This window comes from Marinobacterium sp. xm-g-48, assembly GCF_013282925.1.
Classification (GTDB): Bacteria; Pseudomonadota; Gammaproteobacteria; order Pseudomonadales; family Balneatricaceae; genus Marinobacterium_E.
Genome location: NZ_WBYQ01000007.1, coordinates 1 through 24,594, shown reverse-complemented (window position 1 = coordinate 24,594; position 24,594 = coordinate 1). Strand labels below are relative to the sequence as shown.

The following is a 24,594-nucleotide window of genomic DNA, read 5'->3' as shown; positions in this document are numbered from 1 at the left end:
GCCTGAGCAGTGATTACTAAAGAACTAACCATGGCCCTGCTGGCGAACAGTGGCGCCACATATGATGTCGGAGCTCTGGATAAGGCCTTTGAGGACCTCCAGGAGCTGACAAACTTTACGCCCTTCGAGACCTTGCAGTTCGTAGTTAAACGTCTGGGTCTAAATGATCTTAATGTGGCGCATACCTCAACGTCTCAGCTACAAGATAGCAACCTGCCAGGGATTATCTTCCATGACGGACAGTGGAAGATTATCGAGAAGAGCGACACACTCTATCGCATCATCGATCAGGTCACGCTGGATGAGGTTGAGCTTGAACCTGAGCATTTGCCTGTAACCGTCGTCACTTGGCTAGAGCGCAGACAGACCAGTTATGAGAGCGCGCCGGAGCAGAAGGTCATCACGACCAAGGGTCTGATCTTTAAGAACTTCAAAGAGCATCCGGTGTGGTTGGTGAATATCGCGATCGCCACGGTCATCGTTAACCTCTTTGCTGTAGTTTCGTCGCTTTTTGCGATGCAGGTGTATGACCGTGTTGTGCCGACCTTGGCGATGGAGACACTGACCTCGTTGGTGGCTGGCGTATCGATCATCTACATGGTCGACTGGCTACTCAAAATCACCCGCTCCAAGATTGTCGATCACAACTCATCGTTTATCGATAAGAAGATCTCAGCGGACATCTACAAGCGCCTTCTCAATGTGCAGCTCGACAAGCTGCCAAATCAGGTTGGTACACTGACGGCCCAGATCAATGGTCTTGAGTCGGTACGTCAGTTCTTCTCCTCGACGATTGTATTCTCGCTAGTGGATATGCCGTTTGCACTGATGTTCCTCGGTGTTATCTACCTTATCGGTGGACAGATCGCCTTTGTTTACGGCGCATTTTTGGTGGTCAGCATCATCATGGCACTGATTGCACAGAAGCGCTGCAAGGACCTAGCGGCAAACCTAGTGATGCGCTCGAACGAGAAGCTAGGTGTCTTGGTCGATAGTATTCGCGGACGCGAAACAATCCGAAGCGTTGGCTCCTACCAGATGTTTGAGCATGAGTGGAATGAGATCAACGACTCAATCTCCGAGTACAGCCTCAAGCAGAAGCGTATCTCCACCAACGCGACCACTACATCTCAAACAATGGGACAGGTCTCATATGTAATTGCGATCGTTATCGGCGTCTACTTGATCGGTCAGGGTGAGATGACTATGGGTGGCATGATCGCCTGTTCAATTTTGGGTGGCCGAGTACTGGGCCCTGTGGGCCAGGCGGTAGGTCATCTTGTGCAGTATGAGAGCGTGGCGCAGTCAATGAAGATGATAGACGCATTCTGGGCTATTCCAGAACAGCGTAATCAGGGCGTCGACTATGTCTATCCGGATGTTCGCCCAGCTCGCATCTCCGTGCAAAATCTGGAGTTTCAGTACTCGGAAGAGGGGCAGAAGATCCTTAATGTAGAGCGTTTGGAGGTGAAGCAGGGCGAGCGAATCGCGCTCCTTGGGAGTATCGGCTCAGGTAAATCTACTCTTCTAAAAGTGCTGGCCGGTCTCTACAAACCCAGTGCCGGACGCATTCGTCTGGGCGATGCCGACCTTTGGGAACTCGACCCTGAATACATCGCTAAGAACCTAGCGTATCTGCCGCAAACCCCAGAACTATTCAAAGGTACTTTGAAGAGCAACCTCACTCTGGGTCGCCCAATCGGCGACACCAAAATTCTCAGTGTGGTCAACCTTCTAGGTCTCAACGCTATCGCTGATCAGAGCGAGAAAGGCCTAGACCTTGAGATTGCCGAGGGCGGTGTTGGTCTCTCGGGCGGGCAGAAGCAACTCGTCGCTATTGCGCGCATGTTTGTGGGCAACTCCAGCGTCTGGGTGCTTGATGAGCCCACTGCGTCACTCGATCCGAATACTCAAGCGGCGGTCGTTGAGGCGATCAAAGTGCGGATGCGTCCGACCGATATTCTACTCTTCGCTACCCACAATCCTAAATTGGCGATGGATCTGGCTACCCGAGTCATTGTGATGAATAACGGTCAGATCGCGAATGACGCGCCTGCGTCAGCGGTACAACTGCGCCCAAAGAGCGCTAGGGCGGTGAGCAATGGCTAAGACTAAAGAGATTTACAGCGGAACAGCCGTTGTATGGATTGTTTTCGCTGCTTTCACAGGCTTTATCGCCTGGTCCTACTATTTCGAGTTGGACCAGTTTGTTCGGGCACAGGCAAAAGTGTTTTCTCAGAGCCGTGTGCAGGTGATTCAGTCTGTGGATGGCGGTGTTCTTGATGCGCTGTATGTAAAAGAGGGTGACTTCGTTGAAGCGGGGCAGATTCTCGCAAAGATTAACTCCAAGCGTTTTGAAGCCTCAAGTAACGAGATCCAAGCCCGTGTGTATGCTTTGCGAGCCAAAATCGCACGCTTAACTGCCGAGATATCTGATGAAGAGCCGCAGTTTGAGCCGGAGCTCGTTAAAGGGGCTGCTGAAATCGTTGATATCGAACGCACACTCTACGAGAGTCGCAAAGCGAGTCTTCGCAACGATGTCAGCGCATTGCGCGACAACCTGCGCCTAGCTAAACGCGAAAAGGGGATTGTTGATCAGCTTAAGGCCACCGGTGATGTGGATCAGATGGAGGTGCTTACCGCGTAAAAAGCGGTCATCGACGCTGAAGCAAAACTGCGCAGCCGCATAAATGAATACCGTGAGAAAGCCAGTACCGAACTAGCTGAAGCGCGCGATGAACTCTCGCAGTCGAGCCAAGTGCTGAACCAGCGCACCGATATGGTAGAGAGCTCAGATGTAGTGGCTCAGATTCCAGGTTATGTGAAGAACATCAACGTCACGACCATGGGTGCAGTCCTCAAAGCGGGCGAAGAGTTGATGGAGATTATCCCTAAAGATGATCAGCTACTTCTCGAGGCGAAAGTAGCGCCCAAAGACATTGCTGACTTGTCATTGAACCAAATGGCAACTTTGCGTCTTGACCCTTTTGACTCAAGCATTTACGGGACAATTGAAGCAAACGTCAAGTTCATTTCGGGCGACACAGTTGTCGAAGATGGGAGCCGTCCAGGGCAGGAGCAAACCTTCTATATCGTCCACCTGATGATGCCTGCAAACCCCGTATTTACATCGATTGGAAAAGAGGTCGAGCTGATCCCGGGTATGACCGGTCAGGTTGACATTAAGACCGGTAACCGGTCAGTCCTGACATACCTGCTCAAGCCAGTTGTCAAGACATTGAATCAGTCATTTGGTGAAAAATAGGAGTTTGACAGATGCGACAAACAAGAATATTTTTGCCACATATGACAAATATTACATTAGGAGTAGTGTGCCATGGCTGCCAGTGAAGCGTTCAAACTGTTGATTGAAAACCTACAGCGTTCATCCCGTTTGGATGCCAACGTCTTGATCAACGGTGAGGTAGGAACGGGTCGCCGACAGTGTGCGCTCTCTATTCACAAGGCGAGTCGTAGGGCTGATGGCCGCTTTGTAACGGTCAATTGTACTGCACTGAACGATAGCCGTTTTGGTATCGAACTGTTCGGCATGCAGAACTCCGCTTTTGAGATGGTGCGCAAAGGTGCCGTATTCTTGGCAGAAGAGGGCACACTCTATCTGCACGAGGTGGCAGAGCTAACACTGGATATGCAGGCACAGTTGGTACGCTATCTGGAGAGCGGTGTATTTACGCCGGTTGGCTCGAATGATGTGATCGCATCCAACGTGCGTCTTGTCTGTTCAACGTCCGCTAACCTAACCGCACTTGTTGAAGCGGGTCGTTTCAGAAACGATCTGTATCACATGCTCGCCCAGATGGTGATTAATACGCCAACACTGAACGAGCGTATTGCGGATATCGATCTGCTCTCGGCAAATATCCTGCGTGAAATTGCGCCGGGTCAGCCTTACCAGTTGGATCGTTCGGCCTACAACCGCCTGCTTTCGCACAGCTTCACCGGTAACCTGATTGAGCTGCGCAACATCCTGTTACGAGCAATCTCGCAGTCCACGAGTTATGTCATCAATGAGAGTGTGATGCAGTTCGCGATTACCGGCGGCTCAGTGTTCAGCCAGAGCCAAGACTTGCAGGATCGCACGTTCAGCATTGAATCGACTATGGTGGATAACGCCGATGATCCAATGGCTCTTGAACGATCGACTGAGACACATACCCTGACCACTCAAGAAGCAAACTCTGCTCCGGTAGTAGAGCCGGCTGAGCTTAACGATGCTCGTCGAAAAGGGCGTTGGTCTGGTGCTCCAGGGGCTCAGGTTGATACCGATACCGTGGATTCAAAACTGCAGGAGTTCTCTGCAACCAATCAGTCGCTTGACGACCTAAGTACAGCCGATCAGGGCAGTGCGCCTGCACCTCAGGCGCGCCCACAACCCCAACCGGTGGTTGGTTCGCCAGTCTCATCAACAGCGCCATCAGCTCAACGCGCACAGCGAGAAAACCTTTCGCTAAAGGAGCGCGAACTCCTGTTTATCGAGGAACTGCTAGTGAAGCATGGCGGTGATAAGAAGGCGGTTGCAGACGAGCTCGGATGCACGGTTCGCACGCTGTATCGCAAGATAGAAAAAATCAAAGCCAAGTCTAGATAAGTTATATAAGCATCAGATTTTAAAGAATTTACCGGCTTTGCTTGTGTGGCAGGGCTAGTGCGCTGTTAGCGCAAGGAGAGTACAATGGCTATCACAATTCAACAGTTTGCAGCGCGTCAGATACTGACCAATTACAATGAAAGTCTGCTCATAGAGGCCCGTTTCAATGACGTGGTCTCTATCCAGGGGGCTTCGGATTTAACCTACCTCCATCTATCCAATGGCGGCTGGGCGATCTATGACGCTGAGGCGACTGCAGCGTTAAACTCCGATGATACCTTTGTATTCCGTTACACCGTAGCCGAGACTGACGATTCAACGCCGGACTTGAGCGTTAACGGATTCTACTTGGGCGATGCAATTATCAACTCTACTGTTACCACAGTGGCGATTGAGGACCGGGATGTCTATCTGATCGGTGCAACCCCAGATGACCTAGCAAATGATGCCAACCTAACGCTGCAAGATAAAATCGCCATCGTTGGGAACACTGAAACCAATAACGACCTTGTTCTCCCGCAAGCCCGTTCGGTTGAGGTTGTCAGCGGCAACTACCTGGTGGGTGAAACCGTATCTTTCAAAGTCGTTTTTGATGAGCCTGTGCTAGTCAACAGCCGTAACGGTACACCCACGCTGACGCTGACCAGCGATGGGGAACAACTACTCGACGTTTTCGGTGTCTACTCAGCAGGGTCAGGCACACAGACTCTCACATTCTCGTTTGTTGTTACCGAGACGATGAATGTTGCTGACCTTCAGGTTGGGACGATTCTACTTAATGGCGGTACCATCCTTGATGGTGATGGTAACTCAGCTGGTAACGGACTGGGTGAAGTCCCAGTGCCAGGTCTTGCTGACGCGCTATTTGTATCACTCGGTGACCAGAATCCAGATGCTCCGGATGTAGTGACCTATGAGCCGATCACGATCGAGAGTGTCCGCTATCTAGATAACGACACCGAGCAGTTTGTGGTGGGTGATGTTCTAGATCTGACGGTTCGTACGACCGGTGTTGTCAACGTCGATACCACCGAGGGTGTGCCGACGCTCGTGCTTAAAAATGGTGGTTTTGCCACCTATCAAGGGGGAAGTGGAACAAATACGCTGACATTCCGCTACGTTGTGAAACCGAGCGACCGTGATACGTTGGATCTGACGGTTCTCGGTGTTGCGGAGAACGATGGCGCTTTTGTTGGCACCTTGGGGCAAAATGTCGATCTGCGTATCAGCAGCGCAAATAATCTATCGACCTTCAACGATGTTGAGATCAATGCGCGCTCCCCTTATATCAGCGCGATTCAATCGACCAATGGTGTTCGTTCTATCGGCGACAGTGTTGAGTTCCTGGTTAAGTTCTCTGAGCCGGTCGACTTTGAAGGCGATGGTTCACCGAACCTCAGCCTGAGTAACGGCACTACTGCAAATTATGCTGCGCAGATAGATGCCCGCACCTACAAGTTCATTTACACCCTTCAGGATGGTGACGCTGACTCATCTGACCTGGATGTGCTGAGTTTCAATGCCGATGGTGTGGACGTTGTCTCTTTGGCTGATGCAAATGATCAGGTCTCTCTAGCACTGGGTAATATTACTGCCGTTGCAACTACTTACGATATCGAGGTGGACACAACCCGCCCAGAGGGACAAATCAGCTTTGATAGCTCGCAGGTTGTCGCCGGTGAAACCGTCGGTGTAACTCTGACTTTTGCTGAGCCGGTATCGAATCCGCGCTCAGCTATCACAGTCTCTAACGGAACGCTGAATACGTTGGTAGCGGTGGACGGTACCGAACTACCGAGAACCGTCTGGAAAGGGGTATTCATCCCTAGCCTAGGTCAGGAGGCAGAGGGTGTAACGCTGACACTCGATAACGCTCTGGTCGTTGATGACTCTGGCAACGCGGGTGTAGGCTTGAGCGCTTCAAACCCTCTGAGCATCGATACTCAAGGCCCGATAGTCAGCTTCTCGCAAGAGATCCTGTTCAATAATAACCGTCTCTTTACCATCGATTTTGGTGAAGAAGTTGTCGGTTTCGATGTCAACGACCTGACAATTACCAACGGTTTGCGAGTGACCAGTGGTTTTACCGAGGTAGTCCCGAATCGGGTCTACACGCTGGAGGTAGAGCCGCTAGCTGATAACCCAACGGGTGAAGTCACTGTGGCGCTGCGCAAGGGTACAGTGACCGATCTATTAGGCAATGAAAACGCGGAGCAGTCGTTTTCCCGCGCGTGGGATGTGATCCCGCCGCAGATTGTTTCGGTGACTGCCGTTGATACTACGCCTTACACAGTGGACGAGACTATTCGTATCGCGGTGAAGTATGACGAAAAGGTAAAGGTTGATACATCGACCGGCTTCCGTCCGTTCCTCGCTCTAAACAACGGCCAAGAGGCCAGCTATATCAGCGGTAGTGAGAGCGACACACTGGTGTTTGAGTACACAGTCGTTGAGAACGATCAGGTAGATGCACTCAATGTGCTCGCTCTGGTACGCAACAATTCAGTTATTACTGATTTTGCCGGTAATGCCGCGAAAGCTCAGATAGAGCCCGGTACCAATCTGGCAGATCTGCGAACCGTTGAGATCGACAGTGTCGCGCCGGTCATCGTAACCATCACCGCGGCTGAGGATAAGCTTTATCTCGCGGGTGATGAGGTCGATTTGACGGTTCAGTTCAGCGAAAACGTTTATGTCGACTTCACCAACGGGAGTCCAATCTTAGCGCTCAGTAACGGTGCGGTCGCTGAGTATGTAAGCGGCGATGAGAGCCGTTACCTCAAGTTTAAATATGTCGTTCAACCGAACGATTTCGACACCTCAGACCTCGATGTCCACGCTCTAATTGGTAACGGCGCGCTGTTAAAAGATATCTCAGGTAATGAAGTTAACCCGGCAATTCTGAGTAACAATAGCCGCTTATCGTACCGCTCTGATGTCGTCGTTGATGCCGCAACGCCTTACTTCAACACCATCTCCGTTAACGCGGGGAACTATCAGGCAGGCGAGATTATCGATATTGCGTTGGGTTGGAACAAACCCGTTGCGATGGACGATTCGCTGGGTACTCCAGAGCTGAAACTGAGCAATGGTGAAATTGCGCAATTCAATGCAGCAGCCTCAACGCCAAACCGCTTAGTCTTCAGTTACACAGTACGAGCAACCGATGGCGAGGCTTCCCAGCTCGCAATCGATGAGTTTCGCGCTAACTTTGCCCGTTTTACCGGCGTTGTTGCGGGTGAATCAGCCGATTTGAGTCTGCCAAATGATGGCGCTCTAGCCGATGATCAGGGTGGCGTGCAGATCGATCTTTCGCGACCAGAGGTGACGCAGATCAGCCTGCTAGATACAGATGGCTCTGCGACCCTCGGTGCGGGTGAGTTGGCGACGCTGACAGTCGTCTTTGATGCAGCGGTAAAAGAGCTGCGCCCCGAATTTTTCAATCTTGAAAATGGCTCGCTTGGCGCGCTCTCTAGTGATGATGGCGGGGTAACCTGGACGGGTAGTTTCACACCACTCAAAGGTACTCAAGCTGGTGAACAGTCTATCTCTCTTGATATGACTCAGGTGTCGGACCTGGCAGGAAATTATGGTCTGGGAACGTCAGCGGAAGCTGCGTACACACTCGACAGTGCCTACCCAACGGTAGAGATCCGCTCCGACCTTCGAGGGATTGCCGGTGAGGGTGATGAAGTCCGTATCGTTATCAACTTCTCCGAAGCGGTCCAGTTACGCACAGTCGACGCGCAGACGGGAGAGATTAGTTACTCTGCGATTGCACCGAGCATCCCGGGCACCCCTGAAGATTTCAGCTGGATCAATGTTCTCAACGGCGAGATTGATCTCGACAGTCTCGAAACGCCTGATAACTCCGGGCGGCCAGAAGGCGAGTACAGCTTCGTTGTTATACCGAATGACAACAGCACTGATCCGGTAAAAGTACGTGTTGCTGATGGTGCAGTCGCTGATATGGCGTTCAACGCAAATCTTGCTTCTAACGTGCTGGTTCAGCCTGTTGATACAGTCAACGCGCGCATCGAGGGTATTGAAACTGTTGCCGGTGCTTATGCTATCGGCGATACGCTAGCCCTAGACGTTAAATTCTCTGAGGCGGTGACCCTAATGGATCGAGCCGATGAGCCGGCGAGTGATCGAGTGCCGACGCTGACACTATCCAATGGTGAGACGGCGACCTACGTCTCTGGCTCGGGTACTGACAGCTGGCGTTTTGAATACACCTTCAGTGAGGGTGATGCACAGGTCCGAGACCTGCAGGTTGTCACTTTCCTAGAGAATGACAAATTGGTTGTTGATCAGGCGGGTAACCTGACGCAAACGCAGCTCGGATCGTCTAACCGTCTACAGAACACGGTTATTGTTGACGCAGAGGGCCCGGCACTTGTTGGCTTCAGTGCAATTGAGGCGCAGTACAACAGCGCTGAGGTGGATCCTGCACAGATCGGCATGTACAACACCGGTGATGTAGTCTGGATCAAAATGCATACCACTGAGTGGGTTTCAGTCGATACAACGGCGGGCCGACCTACCTTGGCACTGTCGAATGGCGGTGTCGCCAGCTATGTATCGGGCAGTTACTCGAACACACTCCTGTTCCGATACGACGTACTGGATAATCACCAGTCTGCAGCTGAGCTAGCAGTTAACGCCGTAGTGATGAACGGCGGAGTGATTGCGGATGCCGCCGGCAATGCCCTAGATGGTAATGCCTTCGATGTGAGCCGAATTAAGAGCGGGTCTCTGACATCGGCGAACCTCGTTGTTGTTGATACGGATGCGCCGGTCGTGCAGACAATCAGCATTGTCGAGACAACTTCTAGCGCAACGGGCGCCTCTGCTGCGACTAATGTAGCGAATGACGGCTACTACCAAGCAGGCACCACGATTGCGTTTGAAGTGGCGTTTGATTCTGTCATCAACGTTGACTTGAACGCTGTTACTCAGTCGCAAATAGGTCATGAGGATTACGATGGCCCAGTACTGACCTTGAGTAATGGTCAGCTTGCTTACTACATCGAAGGAGATGGAACAGACACCCTTCGATTTGAATACACCGTCGCTGAGGGGGATATCAACAGCGATGATCTAGAGGTTCTCGGTCTGGCAGAGCAGTCAGCCGTGCTGACTGATGATGCCGGTAACCCCGCGCTTGTTGAGATGGTGAGCGATAAGCGTAACTACACCACGGCGGTGGTCGATACCCAAGCGCCGGAACTTACTGCTGCCACCGACAGCTTCACTGCCAATGATGACGGTGAGGATGTGGTTAACACGCTAGAGGCCGTTAGCTTCACCTTTGAATTCTCAGAGGTGATGGATTGGATTCTTGCGACTGACCAGAGTATTGATCCATCGGACACTGCTGCAATTGCACAGCTGGTGGCTGATAACGAAGCTGAGATTTTGGATTTCTTCTCGATCGAGTTGGCTCAGATCCCCGGCAGTTCGGTTGCACCTCGTGCCTACGAAGATTCTGATGGCAACCTGCATGCGATGCCTCAGCCAACTGAATCGGATCCCGGCTGGAATACAGGGTTAGTAGCAGAGAACTTCCGCTTTGAGCTCAATGAACAGGGTGAAATGGATCTGACGCGCTTCAGTGTAGACGTTCAGATTCCCGATCTGACCTATGCCGATCTGAAGGTAAGCATCGCTAGTGATGCCTTAGGCGATTTTGCTCAGAACCTCTCTGAGTCAGATCTCAGTCACACGCAGCGTGTCGATACTCAGTCATTCGAGCTTAATCCATCGATCGTGCTCGGTCTCGTCGTCAACTCCGCGGCTCAGATTGATCTGCTAGACAAAGCGGGTAATTCGCTTCTTGAAGATGGGGTTGTAATTAATATCGACCCGGCAACGGGTAAAGCAAGCATCGTAGTCTCGCCAAGCGAAACCTACCCTGCGGGCTATCGTGGACCTGTGATTCTTGAAGTTCTCGACGAGGATTCTGATCCTGATTACATCGACGAGTACACCGGTGAAGCGAAAGACCTGGATACCGTTATTCGTGCAATGTTCAATGTTACTGGGCCGGGTGCGGTCGACGTGACCGTATCACCTCTGACTGAGTTGGCCGTTGCAAAATTCTTTGCGATCAATGGGCCTGACGCTCAGCTCGACGTTGCAACTGTTGATCAGTACAACGCAGGTATTGGTTCAATTTTTGGCTTAAATGACATCACTGCGACTACACCAGCGGTAACAAACGCTGCGGCAGTTGAGGCGGATACAGGCCTAGACTTGCTACAACCAGGAGAAGAAGGTGTCTCCGAAGCATCTGTTAAATACGGTCAAGTGCTTGCCATGCTATCAGCGCGAGACAGCCTCAGCGGTTCTGTTGCTGCAACATTGTCAGAGCTTGCAGAGCAGATTGAGCCTGTCACTAACATCGACGGTACAGCCGGTTTTGCGATTCAACAGGCCGGTGCCGATCTTTTGGTCGAAGCCCTCGAGGCTTCATCAAGCATCGAGTCACTCGATTCCGTTGGCGTAAACCGCGATCTCATGGATCTGGCCTATATGGATGCCGCTGCAGCCTCGGGCTTTGGTCTGAACTTAGCGGAAGCCGAGACAGCAACGCTGCCGATTAAAGGTGCTCAACTTGGCGACACTATTTTTGTGCGCTGGGGTAATATCGTTGGCGGTGATCATGATGGTCAGCCCAATATCTTTGAGGTGGTAATCGATGCCTCTCATATCGCTGAAGATGGCTCGATCTCGGTGCCTGTGCCGATGGAGATCATTGAGCTACAAGGCGATGCCAATAGTATCCCTGTAAGCTTCGCAATAGCCGCAAGCGAAACACAGGTATGGCAAGAGGCGGACTTCAGTGCCCCAATTCTAGTAGCAGTCGACATCGTGCCGCCAGTTGCTGAGGTTACTGCGCCTTCAAGCGACGCCCCCCTGCTTGTAAAAGGCTCGATTGAGGGTATTCGCCCAGGCGACAACCTCAATGTGCTGTTGAACAACTCCTTAGACGATAGCTTCAAATACTCGCTGGACACAAGCTTCCTGCAGATCGTGGATGGCGCGGTCGTGATAAACGATTCACTGCTACCCGCTGGGCTTACTGTCAATAGCGCCACCTACAACACTGTAGATGGAACCGTTGAGTTCGAATGGTCGTTAGATTTGACCGAAGCGATCTCCGTCGCTGCTGCCGAAAGCGAAGATCCCCAGCCTACCTTTGTGGTTGATGACCCTCGCGCAGTATTCGAAGTACAAGCGAGCACTGCTGACTTGGTGGGTAACCCCGCAGAGAGCTCTTCACGCAACGACTTTATTATTGGTAGCGTCGATAATATTCTGCCTGCAACTGCCGCTACTGAGCGCGCTGTAATGAATGAGCTTCTTGACAGGCTCTCAGGTCGCTATGGCGATACCGCCGTGGATACCCGCGATAAAATTATCACGCTAGCTGAAGCGGTTAAGAATCTGTCTGCGCTACAAGCGGGTACGGCAGATGCCATGGTTCAGGCGCAGCAAAGCCTGACAGTGAGCACCGATGGCACGCTAGAGCCCGCTGTGTTTGCGATCAATATTGGTGGCGATGCACTGTCGTTGGATCTCTCTGGTGTGGTAAACCCGAGCGTCAGTGACCTGGTCGCGGCAATTCAGGCGCAGCCTGGTTATTCTGCTAAGAACTACACCGTGGTTGCCGACGGCAACAACGTACAAGTGCTCTACAAGTCTTTTGGACCTCAGCCCGACTCAACCTTCCAGTCGACCCTGACTGAAACTGTTGCAGCCAGCGAAATCACTTCGACTGTCGTTCAGAGCGGCGATATTGCTAGCTTTGCTGTACAGGCAATCGCACCTGCAGGTACTGTTGTTGAAAGTGGATTTGAGCTTTCCCCAGGACAAGTCCGTCTAGAGTTTAGTGATGTTGTACTTACGGTAGATGTGTCCGAAGGCGACCTCATCACTGATCTGCTTGCGCAATTGCAGGCAGCGGACGCCTACGCCGATCTGCCATTTGCCCTCACTTTGGCTGAATCAGGCGATAGTCTGGTTGCAACTTGGGAGCGAGTCGGTGAGGTGACAGACACACTCAGTCTGAACCGCGATTATGTACAGGTAACAACCTCTGATTTGGCAACTTTTACGAGTTCGCCAGAGGGAGCCTCAGGTATTACCACAGCGCAGCTTGAAGCGCTGGATATTCAAAACGTTGATGACACCCAAATGGGTGCGATCAACCGCGTACTCGCTGATCAGTTGGCTGACACGCTTGGTCAGGCAACCATTGTATTCACAAGAACTGCGTTGGTGGCTGGGGAGTCGTCTGTCGTGACGATCAGCTTCCCAGAGCGGGTGGGGCAGTTGCCAGACGACGTACTGGAACTGGTAGGCGGTAACTTCACTGCTGCCGAGGGTGCGCCAATCTGGAGCAGCACCGACGGTATTAACTGGACAGCGACGTTCACGGCAAGCAGTACCATCGTCAACACCTCGCTAAGATACGAGAAGGTTCTTGATAGCGAAGGCGCTGAAGTTCTCGATGCTTCGGGTAATCCGACGCTACAAGTCATCGCAGACACTAATAACGCCAGCGGTTATGCCGAACTAGGCGCAATAGATCTGATGACGGTTGCCGTCGTCGAAGCGCTGGTGAACAAAGTCACCACCGCATCTGCGTTGATCCACGCATACTCGTCGGCTGCTGACGCGGCAGAACCTGGTCTCGAGGCATTTGCGGATATCGGTTTGGCTGAAGTGCGTGCCGATAATCTCAGCGCAGTACTGGATTCCTTGGCGCGCGTGCGCGATGGATTTGAAGTTGAGGGTGATCTCTACGCTCAAATCGATAGCCTGGCCAGCAGCTACAACAAAGTATTTAACACGGTTTACGCAACCGGCGCTCAACCAAGCGCTGCGGAACTTGAACAGGCGTTTGAGATAATTGGAGTCACCAACCTAAGTGCGACTCGTTCAGAAGATCAGGTAGCGCTGTTGCAAGGGGTTATTGCGTCTGTAGGAAACGGACAATCTGCGGCAGATCAGGCGAATCTGATAAACACAGTCGCTAAGATCGAAAGCTACGTTGCCACGGTAGAGAAGGTTCTATCACTCGCAGATTCAAACGATGTGCAAAGCGTCGCGATATCCGATGCGGAGCTAACACAACTCGGGTTTGCTGATCTGCTGGCCGACAGCGCTGGCAACAGTCGAAGTGCTGTTCTGCTGAAGGTGCTGGCTGATCAAACCAGCAGTGCTGCAGTGGTTCAATACGCGAACCTTGAAACACTGCTGGAGACAGCGGTTGATGCCTTTGATGCAGTGGTTGCGCTAACAACTACAGCCCAAGCTCAATCGGATACAAGCGCAGCGTTAGCCGCTATTGATGCTGCGACATTCAGTGAAATGGGCGTAGATGGCGTCACAGATGACGCTATCACGGGCCTAACCGCGGACGATATGGCTCTGGCCGTTAAAGACGCGCTGGCCAATACTGGTAACACGGTGACCGGCCTCGCTGCTGTTCAGACACTTGTCGACAGCTACACCGCTATTCTAGCGACAGCACAGTCCGGTACACCAAGTTTTGATGAGGCTGATCTCGTCAACATTGGTGTTGAATTGACAGCGACAGCCGGTGCCCAACCCGCTCAGGTCGCTATCTTGCAAGATTTCTTAGCTACACTTTCGCTCAGCGATGTTGCGCGTCTTGTTGACCTGCAGGTAGAGGTTGACCTTGTCGACCGCGTTCTGACACGTGCTGCCGGTGACACTGACATTCAGGTGACCGACGCTGAGTACCTAGATTTGGGTATTCAGGGAGCTACCGCAGATAACCTACCGGCGCTACAGAAGGTGCTCAGCGACCTTGGGTCGGTGGACTCCGTTTCAACCCTGGCGGAACTGCAGAGCAAACTGAATACCACTGTTCAAGCTTTCGCCGACATCACGGCTGTTGCCGGGCAGAGCAGTGCGGATACCTCTCTGCTTACTGCAACAACCTTTGCCAACATGGGGATCGACGCTCTAGACGACACGCGTCTGGCAGTGACTTTGTCAGCATTGAAGAACACCAGCAGTGCAACAACCCTTGCTAACGTCCAAGCCGCTGTTGATGCGATTAATAGCCTGTTGGATATCGCAGACAGCGATACAGGAGCCGTTTCAGCGCAAATGCTGACTGCCATTGGTTTGACACCGGTTGCTGATCTAACAGCGCAAACTGTGCAGCTCACCCTAGTGAGTGATCTTCTCGCGGCTGCGGATGAGTCTGACTTTGCAAGCGTTGCTGATATTAACGAACTGTTGTCGCTTACCACGGCACTGTTTGCAAATGTGGCAGGCACAGCTGATATCGCTCAGAGCGATTTGGAAGATCTAGGTGTCACCAACATCACTGCCGATAACCTCTCCACATTGCAGGCAGTACTTGAACAGCAGACAGACCTGAGTGCTGTATCTGATCTGGCGTCGCTCCAGAGTTTGATGGCGATAGCCATCACCACTCATGGGCAGCTGATTGCTGCAGCAGGCGATGCAGAGGCTGATACTAGTGCTATGGGGGCCCAGACATTTGTAGATGTGGGTCTAGATGTCACTGCAGGCCGCGAGGATGCGGTACTCTCAGCCCTGAAATCAACCAATGAGACGCTGACCACGGGCGAGTCAATCCAGGCTGTTTTCGATAGCATGGAGACCATTCTGGATGTTGCAGCAATCGATAGTGGCGCAATCGCTGCAACAGATCTGACCAGAGTTGGTGTGACCCTACGTGCAGATAATGCGCAGGCCGATCTGCAAGCCGACCTCGTCAGCGAGATCGTTGCGGGTCTGGATGAGAATGATGTGTCCACAGTGGCACAGATCGCTGCACTCACTGCAGTAACAGATCGCCTAATAGGCAAGATCAATGACGAAGCCGATGTCTTGTTGTCAGAGACCGATACAGCGGTGCTTGGCTTGAGCATCGATGCATCTAACTTGAGGCTGTTCAACGAAGCCCTCGGCGCTGAAACGGATCTAAGCAATGTTGAAGATCTGTCTGAGATCGCGGCAATTGCGTCATCCGTGATGACGGCTCAGACAACCGCGCTGACGAAAATCGCTGCCTATATTGCCGACAGCAACAACACTCCGCCTGATGTCGATGATCTGCGTGAAGCTGGCCTTGAACTGAGTGATGGCTCGCGTATCACGGATCAGCTAATTCCTGCTCTGTTGCAGCAACTAAATGCTGCGTCAGGAACTTACACCAGTTTCACCGATATCCAAGGTCTGATCACCACAGGCTCGTATCATCTATTAGCCCTAGCTGCAATCGCTGAGTACGCGCAAGCCGATGGTGTCGATGTCGCTGCACCGTCGCTGGCGCAATACCAAGATGCAGGTATAACCGCCTTTGGCTCACCTGCGGTAACGCTGGAGGAGCGTCATGTCGCTGTAGCGAACGCAATTCTGGCGCACAGCTCAATTGGTACGGACAGCGGTGAAGATCTAGCAACGCTCACTGAGTCAGCCGTTCAAAGCCTCGTAGACCTTGTGGCTGAGCCACTGCCGACGGTCGCTAGCATCGACGCTATTAGCATGGATACGTTTGATGCTGATAATGCGGGTGGTTCTGCTACTGACTTCATCACGTCGCATACCGGCGCTCAAACGATCTCTGCAACGCTGAGCGCTGAACTGAAAGCTTGGCAGTTGGCCGAGTACCGTATTGATGATGGTGCCTGGACTCAGATTGCCGATGACTTTATTACCGGCACCGCTATCGCATTCGGTTCAACTGCGTTTAGCGCAGATGCGACCTACACACTCGAAATCCGTGTGAAGGATCTTTCTGGTGAGGCCAGCGCAACAGCCTCACAGGATATCGTAGTCGACACCACAGATCCGTCTGCTCCCGCAGTAGTCATTCCAGTGGCGATAAGCGATGATGCAGCAAGTGTCGTAGAAGCCACAGCTCCTGAAGGTGTCATTACCGTTCAAGGCGGGCAGGGTGAAACGCTCGAAGTAACCCTAACAAGTGATGCATCTAGCAGCACTTCGGTTACGAAGACACTGTCAGCCAATGATGGCAGCGCGCAGAAGTTGGTATTGACGGCTGGGGATGTAAACAACCTTGGCACAGGCACGATAACAGTATCGGTGATCTCCACCGACCTGGCCGGCAACCAAACCACCAGCTCTGATATTGCAAGCTTTAGCTTGGATGCCGATCGTCCTAACCAGCCGACCCTTTCAAGTGACGGCAATGTGCTCACGATCGTTGGCGAACACTCCGCAGCCGTGGTGTTGATGGATGGTTCAACCGACATTACCGATAGTTTTGACATCATTGAAAGCCCTGCAGGTACCTACACCGCGACGGCGATTACCGATGCATTCGATGGTACCGAAACCCTTTCTATTACTGCCGCACTTAAGGATGCGGCGGGTAACCTGGGTTACGCATCCACCGAGCTGGCGGGTACAGGAATTCTGGATACCACGGCACCTGATGCCCCAGTTCTGACCGCAGTAGTGAATTTAGGTGACGCCTCATATGATGACGGCTTTACGGTAACTGAGAATGCCGATGTTGTTGTGAAGGTTGACGGAACAGCACTGACCGATACCGAGCTTGCTGCGTACTTTACGAAGTCGACAGCCAATAACATGGACACCTACACCGCGGTAAATGCGAAGTTTGCGGGTACTGAGACTATCTCCGTGACAGCCGGATTCACGGATAGCTTCAACAATACTACTGATGTGACGGTGGCATTGCAGGAGGTGAAACCAGTAACACCGACTCAGGCAATTACCTTCGATAGTCTTGGTTACACGGTCACTGAAAATGTATCTGGAGAGATTGGACCATCCGACACTCGCGTTAGCACGAGTTCCGATACGATCTATTTTGACTACGAAGATTTTGGCTCTGGCACGTATACGGTAAGTGACTCAAACGGAGTAATTGCAACATTCGATACGACTTGGAACGGTGATGCGAGTTACATCGATATTTACAATCAGCTGAATGCAAAGATCTACGCAGCCGGCTATCAAGCTAGCAATTCGAGCTCGGGTTCGATTAGAAACCTGTATGTCCGAGACCGAGACGGCGCTGACATGTCCACCACAGGTTTCAAAATTGAACTAGGTGGTGTAATTAGCACCGATTTCTCCGAGAGTGATTTCATTGTAAACCAGACTTCTGGTTTGACCGTGAAGGCGACTCTGAGCGCCGAACTAGCTGCCGGTCACAAGCTTATGTACTTCAATGGTGCAGGTGAGTGGGTCGACATTAGCTCTAGCGTATCAGGTACGTCTGTCTCGTACCTTGATCCAACGCTGACCCAGTCTGCGGCGATCACACTGAAGATTCGTAATGCCCTGGGTGAAGAGACGGTACCAACCGGGAAACCTGTTGTGATTGATACAGTCGTTCCAGATGCGCCAAGTCTTGCGGTTAATGGGGCTGTTTCCGGTGCATTGACCGAAACTGAGATCACGTCGTTGAATGCAACTGAGGGTCTCTACAACGTCTCTGCGGAAGAGGGCACAGAGATCACTTTAACCTTCACTAATGGTTCCAACGAAGTTGAGAAAACGCTGACAGCAACTGGCGGAGGTCAATTTGTACAGTTGTCCTCTGCAGATTTGACGCAGCTAACCGACGGTAGGATCACCGTATCTGTAGTAGCGACAGATGATGCAGGCAACGTAAGTACTGCAGCAACTTCCAGCTTTGTGTTGGATACCACACCTCCTGCTACCACCGATGCGGCGCTGACAAGCGATTCAGGTACTGCGAATGACAGCCTTACAAATAGTGCGGCTATCACTGCGCCTACCAATGCTGAGACGCAGGCGGTAGTTGAATACCGTGTGCTTGATGCTGACAACTCCGATGCTGTCGTGACGGATTGGTCGACTAGCTACATAGCGCCGACAACTGATGGTAACTACAAAGTAGAAGTACGTCAGACCGACGAAGCGGGCAACATTTCTACAGTTCAGACAATCACGTTTGAATATGATTCAACGATCCCAATGCCTGATGCGCTTATCACCACCGACAGCGGTAGCAGCGCGACAGATGGCATAACCGATACGGCGGGCATTACAGCACCCACAAATACAGGTTCGGATACACTGCAGTACCGCATTTTGAATGCAGCTGATGACAGTGTTGTCTCTGACTGGGCTGGTACCTACACTGCGCCAACCACAAATGGCAGCTATAAGGTTGAGGTGAAGCACACTGACGCTGCGGGTAATACCGCGACGCAAATGATTAATCTGACGCTAGATACTGCAGTTGACCTGTCGGTGAGCGTAGCTCCAGGAACCTACGGCGTGGGTGACTCGGTGGCAATTACTCTTACATCCGCGAGCGGCGAAACTGGAATTACGTTCTCAGCAGCCAAGTTCAATGGTGTAACGCTAGAAGGTGTTACGGACAACGGTAATGGTACCTATTCAGCTACCTACATCGTCTCGGCAGGCGATACCGAAGTGGCAGCTGGTGGCGATGTTACGGTGGACTTCCAATTCACTGATGTGGCTGGGAACTCAGATAGCCTAACTAGTGTGACGCTATCCAATAACGTTGCAATTACGCCGGCTGCGCTCGCGCTGGAGGCCTTTGAAGAGTTTGTTACACCTCCCGTACCGTCGACATTTGATATGGGTAGTTTGGGCAATCTTATCTTGCCAGTGACCGTTGATGGTGGGCGAGTCTATTACTTGCTCGACCGAAACGGGGATAACGCTGTTGGAAGATCTAATGATGGTTTGACCTTGGCTGAAGCACAGAACATTTTCAAAGAAGACGTCAATGGAAATGTTAACCCTGACCCAAGCTCAGGTCCGAATGTGACCTACCGCTATGCGACGATTAATGGTGCTCGTTTTGCGCTAGCAATTAGGGGAGGTACTGGTACCGATATTTCAGTTGATACGACTGACTTGAACACGTCGGTTTCTGGAAATGAGGATAATCCAGCTTTTGACGGCGGTCTGTACGCAATTGTCGACGCTTTCAACGGTTTGCCAAACGCATGGACTAGTGCTGGCTTAACCGATTATGTAGTGTCGGAACGATACTCAGGAGAGCAGTATTATCAATCATCTCCGTCCGTACCAAATGCTGGCAAGGACATTATCGATAGCGCCGGTGTTTGGGGAGTACAATCCCTCAACATTATTATTGAGGCGTTAAATCCTACGGCTATGTCGACGGTTCAGTTACCCGCGTTCACTGGATATCTCGCTCTTGGCATAGACACCTACAACGACGGATCTTCTGATCTGCCTTTGACGCAAGAGCTTGTTTCTCTTGCGAATGAGATTGTCAGTGGGATAACCGGAACGCTTAGTGCATCGGCTATTCAGGCAGCGCTCGATGCGGCACACGCCAAATTGACAGCGATGCAGGTAGTTTTGGATTACATCGACGATCAGGGCAGTGCTGCACCGGATGCCGATGATTACAACGCCATAGGCTTGGGCCGTACTGTCGCTGTCGCTGAAGTTGCTGCGCTAAACGCCGCGGCAGTGTCAGCCGGCGTTAATGCCGCAGATACGCCGGCGGAATTAGCCGCTCTTCTGCCAGTTCCATCGGTTACGATCGATGCGATTTCGGATGACACCTCAGCATATCCGCCTATGGCAGATTTAGCTGTTGCAGTTAGTACTGACCCCAATCGACAGCAAGGGGACGTATTAATTGATATTAGCTCGGTACAGGTTGGTGACTACTTAACATTGGAGTTAAATGGAGCCACTTACACCTCTGATTTTGCGGTACCGGCTCCGGGTGATTCGATCTATACTCTGCAATATCAGATTTTGCAGACCTTCAGAGGAGGAAATCCCGAGCCCGCAGCGTTAACTACGTGGAAAGCTGCAGTAGGGATAGATGAATTCTACAGTTCCGGTAGTGAGATATTGGTTCGCCCAACTGCGACAGATATTGACGTTTCTGCTCTTAATGTCAAAGCCGGAATACCGTCCACTCCAGACTTCATCACCAGCGACGACGACGGTCTAACCATCACCGCGACACTTGATGCCGCGCTGGCAACGGGCCAGCGTCTTGAGTTCTCAACTAACGGTACAGACTGGACTGATATCAGCGATTCAGTAACAGGTACTGCAGTTAGCTACGATGCCTCAAGTTTAACGTCTACAGCGACAGTACAGATGCGGGTTGTGAATTCAGCCGGAACGGCGGGAACTGTGGATTCGCAGTTAATTACCATCGACACGGCTGTAGCTACACCAAACGCAACTTTGGCTGTTGACAGTACCAACGGTGTCTCCGGCAATGATTCAGATGCAGTAACTAACTCTGGCGCTATTACTGCACCAGCAAATGCAGAATCAGGCGCTATTGTTGAATATCGAGTGCAGAAGGATGCGGGGGCGTTCAGTTCGTGGAGTGAAACCTACACCGCTCCGGCAACCGACGGTTCGGCCGATGGAGCTTATGTTGTTGAGGTTCGACAGACTGATGTTGCCGGGAATGTCTCTGCCAGTCAGAGCCTTACTTTCACGCTGGATACCACAGCACCCACGACGGCTGTCACTGCGATAACTATCAGTGATGACTCGGGGGTACAAGGCGATTTCATCACCAATGATGTAGATGGCCTCACAATCAGTGCGACACTCTCGGCAGCCTTGGCTACTGGTGAAATTCTAGAGTACTGGAATGGTGCTGCATGGAGCCAGGTCGCCGCAACTGCTATCAGTTCTACTGCTGTGAGCTTTAGCGATGCGAATCTCAACAGTGATACCACTGTGAAGTTCCGGGTGTCTGACGCGGCGGGTAACACTGGAGCCGAATTCACTCAGGCAATAACTTTTGATACGACGGCTCCTGTAACTGCTCCGTTGAGCATTACAGATGTCGATTTGTACTCCACTGGTGGTACCGTTCGAGTCAATTTGGATACGAGCAGCACGAGTGCCGGTGACTACGTGCAACTTGATAGTGCCGACGGTGCTCAGACCATTACGGCCAGCGTTGCAATGAGTGGCGTGAACGTTGTCGGGACAATGAAGGAGTATCTAACCTACGACGATGCATCGCCAGATGTGACTACTTATACGCTAAACTCATCGCATAACTTGAAGCTAATTGAAGCTCATCTCGTGCACGATGCATTTTATGCTGTGGATACAGATGGTGATGGCATCATTACTGCGGCAGATCAGATGACCGATACAGCCTTTGCCGCGGCAGGATACAGAGAACCTATATCGGGTCTATATCTTGATGAGTATTTTGGTTCTAACGATCTAATAAACCTCATAAATGCAAACGAGTTTTTGCAGAATACAGCCATCACTTATCACTGCGCGCGCTACTACGATAATGCGGCTCGTGGTACCTTGGATAATCCACAGGCCTATTTCATACAGTGGGACGGCTCATCGTGGAGCGAGGTGTTGCTACCCGCAAGCACGCCGGCTGTTGTGATTACTCAACCTAGTCAAACGATCAACGATTACGCGTCCGATGTGTCAGTTAGTGGTGCGCCGTCATTGGTCGGTGGTAACACCTATGAGTATGACGTCTCTTATCCAATGTTCGATAGCAGCACCTCGTTCAGCTTATTGCAGGGTGGTGTAGATAGTGGAATCACTATCACCGTGATCGGAACTCCGGGCTCATCCGGCGCGAAGATCAGCTTTACCGTGCCAGTAGATCAAACTGAGCCGCTTACCCTGACGAACAACCTTGTGACGTTGGATCGCGAGAGCTCGGTGGATGAGATCTCCGTTAGTGCCTTAACAACAATAGAATTGACAGCCAATGACATCACAAATGGGTATGTTGATATCGACCTGACTTCGTCTGATCTCGCAGGACAGAGTGGGGCGGTTACTCTGCTTGCAAGCATCGCTGACGTGGCGGGTAACAAGGGTTCGGCTGCACACCAATCTTTCAATTTGGTACCTGAACCGCTTGAACTAGATGTTACGTTGATCTCGGACACGCCGATAATGGTGAGTGCCTCAGTTAGCGTGGTCAGTAACGGCATTGATACAGTTGACTTGTCGGACGGTGATATCCTGAGGGTGAGTTATACAGATGCAGGTGGCACATCGGGAGTCGTAACCTTCCCGCTTAGTGGCGCCACTGGAAACAATAGCATGGTTGGAAAGTTGGCAGATGCCATAAATGGCTTCACTGATTTTTCACCCGCCATTTCCAGTAGCAGGTATATAACGCTGAGTAACGGTCTAGGAGCGGTGACGATCGACAGCGCTGAAGTGATTACATTCGATGATAATCATATATCGTCCCAAACAATTGAGTCAGCAATTGTATCGATTGCCAATGCTCCTGACGGTTTCTACAACAAGCAGATTGAATACTCTCTTGACGGAGGCTCTAGTTGGACCTCTTCGAGTATTTCGAACTCGGGCTACCTCTCCGACAACAGGCCGTGGCAGATGATAACCTTTGCCTCTGCGTTGACTGACGGTGCCAGCCTGAAGATTCGAGTCAGAAACGATGCGACCAGTGAGTACAGCACGACTATTGTTGTTGACACAACGAATCCTAACCTTGTCATGGCTGCTCAATCTGTGAGTAATGCTAGTGATGATGTTGTTGTCCAGTCAGATGAGAAAGGCTTTGTCTATCTAATCAACGACAATAACGACGATGCAATCTCGACCTTTGCTGATATAGTCGCGTTGGCAGATGACAAAGTTAACCGGGTCGCCATTACGTCGACTAACACAGATACCAATCTGTCTACCGAAGGCCTGGCGGCTGGTACATATTACGCTTATGCAATGGATGAAGCGGGTAATCTTTCAGCCACTAGCAGTAACGCTGTAACTGTGACTGACGCATCTCCTACGGACACGGCAGATGCAGTATTCAAGGAAATAATAACCGGTACGAATACTGTATATAACGGAACTAACGCCGCCGTTGATGACAGTGGTGTTAACGCGGACGCTACCCCTGATATCGTCATTAAGCTTGTCGATATAGCCGAAGGCGATTCGCTTGAGTTAGTCGTCGACGGTGTGGTTGTGTCGACCCACGCAGTAACCGGAAGCGACATTACCAGTGGTGAAGTCACGTTTGCCGGTGTCGATGTGGCTGGCAACGATGCATCGTCAGATCGATCTGTCTCGCTTGGGCTTAAGGTGACGCACATCACAGAAACCCAACAGGTTGATACCTGGGAGTTCAACTGGTAATTCAGTTATCCGTGAATCCAACAGCCGCCCCTCGGGGCGGTTTTTTATGCCCTAAAGTAGTTCCCCGCATATCTACCCCATGTCATACATAGTCGAGTGTGACAAAAAATACCTGACATGTTTGACATCAGTGACAAATTGTCAGTATAATGACAAACCTGGTTGGATTGGTGTCACTAGTTGTCACTATTAGCCAGAGGCGAATGAAGTTAAACGAAGAGCAAATCTAGGGGTAGAGATGACTTTTCTTTCAGGTTTCAGCGTGCCATCAGCGCGCTACAATTCCGGATCCGTTGTGCCTATCAGCGCAACGTTCAGTGACAGTGTCACAGTGTCAAACGGCGCTGTGCCTTTTCTTTCGTTGTCTAACGGCGCGATTGCGACATACGCCGGTCAAACCGACGACGCCACACTGACATTCAACTACTTTGTATCGGATACTGACAACGCTACCCCGTCTCTGTCAGTCACCGGTTTTGCTTTAAATGGCGCATCAGTTCTCGCCGCTGATGGTTCTGTCGCTGCGACCACTGTCACTTCAGGTGTTAATAGCCAGATCGTTTCTACTGCCAATGCTGGCGCTGCTGTCACTATTGAAACCTCACTGCAAGATATTGCTGACGACCTCGTGTCACCGCGCGTAGCCTCTGTAGATGTTGTCAGCGGTAACTACCTGCCTGGCGATAAAGTCACCCTGACTGTTGTGTTTGATGAAGCGGTCGGTGTGACACCGGGCGCGAAGCTGCCAACCCTGACGCTTATGAGCAACGGCGAAGTACTGGACGATGTCATCG

6 protein-coding genes are annotated in these 24,594 nt (G+C 51.6%); all 6 read left to right on the top strand.

Translation table 11 applies throughout. The features are described from left to right. Positions 1-9 precede the first annotated feature (9 nt). On the top strand, positions 10-2,109 hold the full coding sequence (locus XMG48_RS10205; protein WP_173481971.1) for an ATP-binding cassette domain-containing protein: 2,100 nt from the start codon (positions 10-12) through the stop codon (positions 2,107-2,109). Continuing rightward, complete coding sequence (locus XMG48_RS10200; protein WP_173481970.1) at positions 2,102-2,647, top strand: biotin/lipoyl-binding protein; 546 nt, start codon at positions 2,102-2,104, stop codon at positions 2,645-2,647. Before XMG48_RS10205 ends, XMG48_RS10200 begins: the two co-directional genes overlap by 8 nt. Before the next feature lie 111 nt (positions 2,648-2,758). Continuing rightward, positions 2,759-3,265 carry an HlyD family efflux transporter periplasmic adaptor subunit gene (locus XMG48_RS10195; protein WP_173481969.1) on the top strand — a complete coding sequence of 169 codons (507 nt, stop codon included), beginning with the start codon at positions 2,759-2,761 and terminating at the stop codon, positions 3,263-3,265. Positions 3,266-3,337: 72 nt separating this feature from the next. Continuing rightward, entirely contained in the window at positions 3,338-4,609 is a 1,272-nt protein-coding gene (locus tag XMG48_RS10190; protein WP_173481968.1) for a sigma 54-interacting transcriptional regulator, read from the top strand. A gap of 84 nt (positions 4,610-4,693) precedes the next feature. After that, entirely contained in the window at positions 4,694-23,800 is a 19,107-nt protein-coding gene (locus tag XMG48_RS10185; protein ID WP_173481967.1) for an Ig-like domain-containing protein, read from the top strand. Between the two features lie 238 nt (positions 23,801-24,038). Next, positions 24,039-24,594 (top strand): hypothetical protein (locus XMG48_RS10180; protein WP_173481966.1); only part of this gene is annotated, 556 nt, incomplete at its 3' end.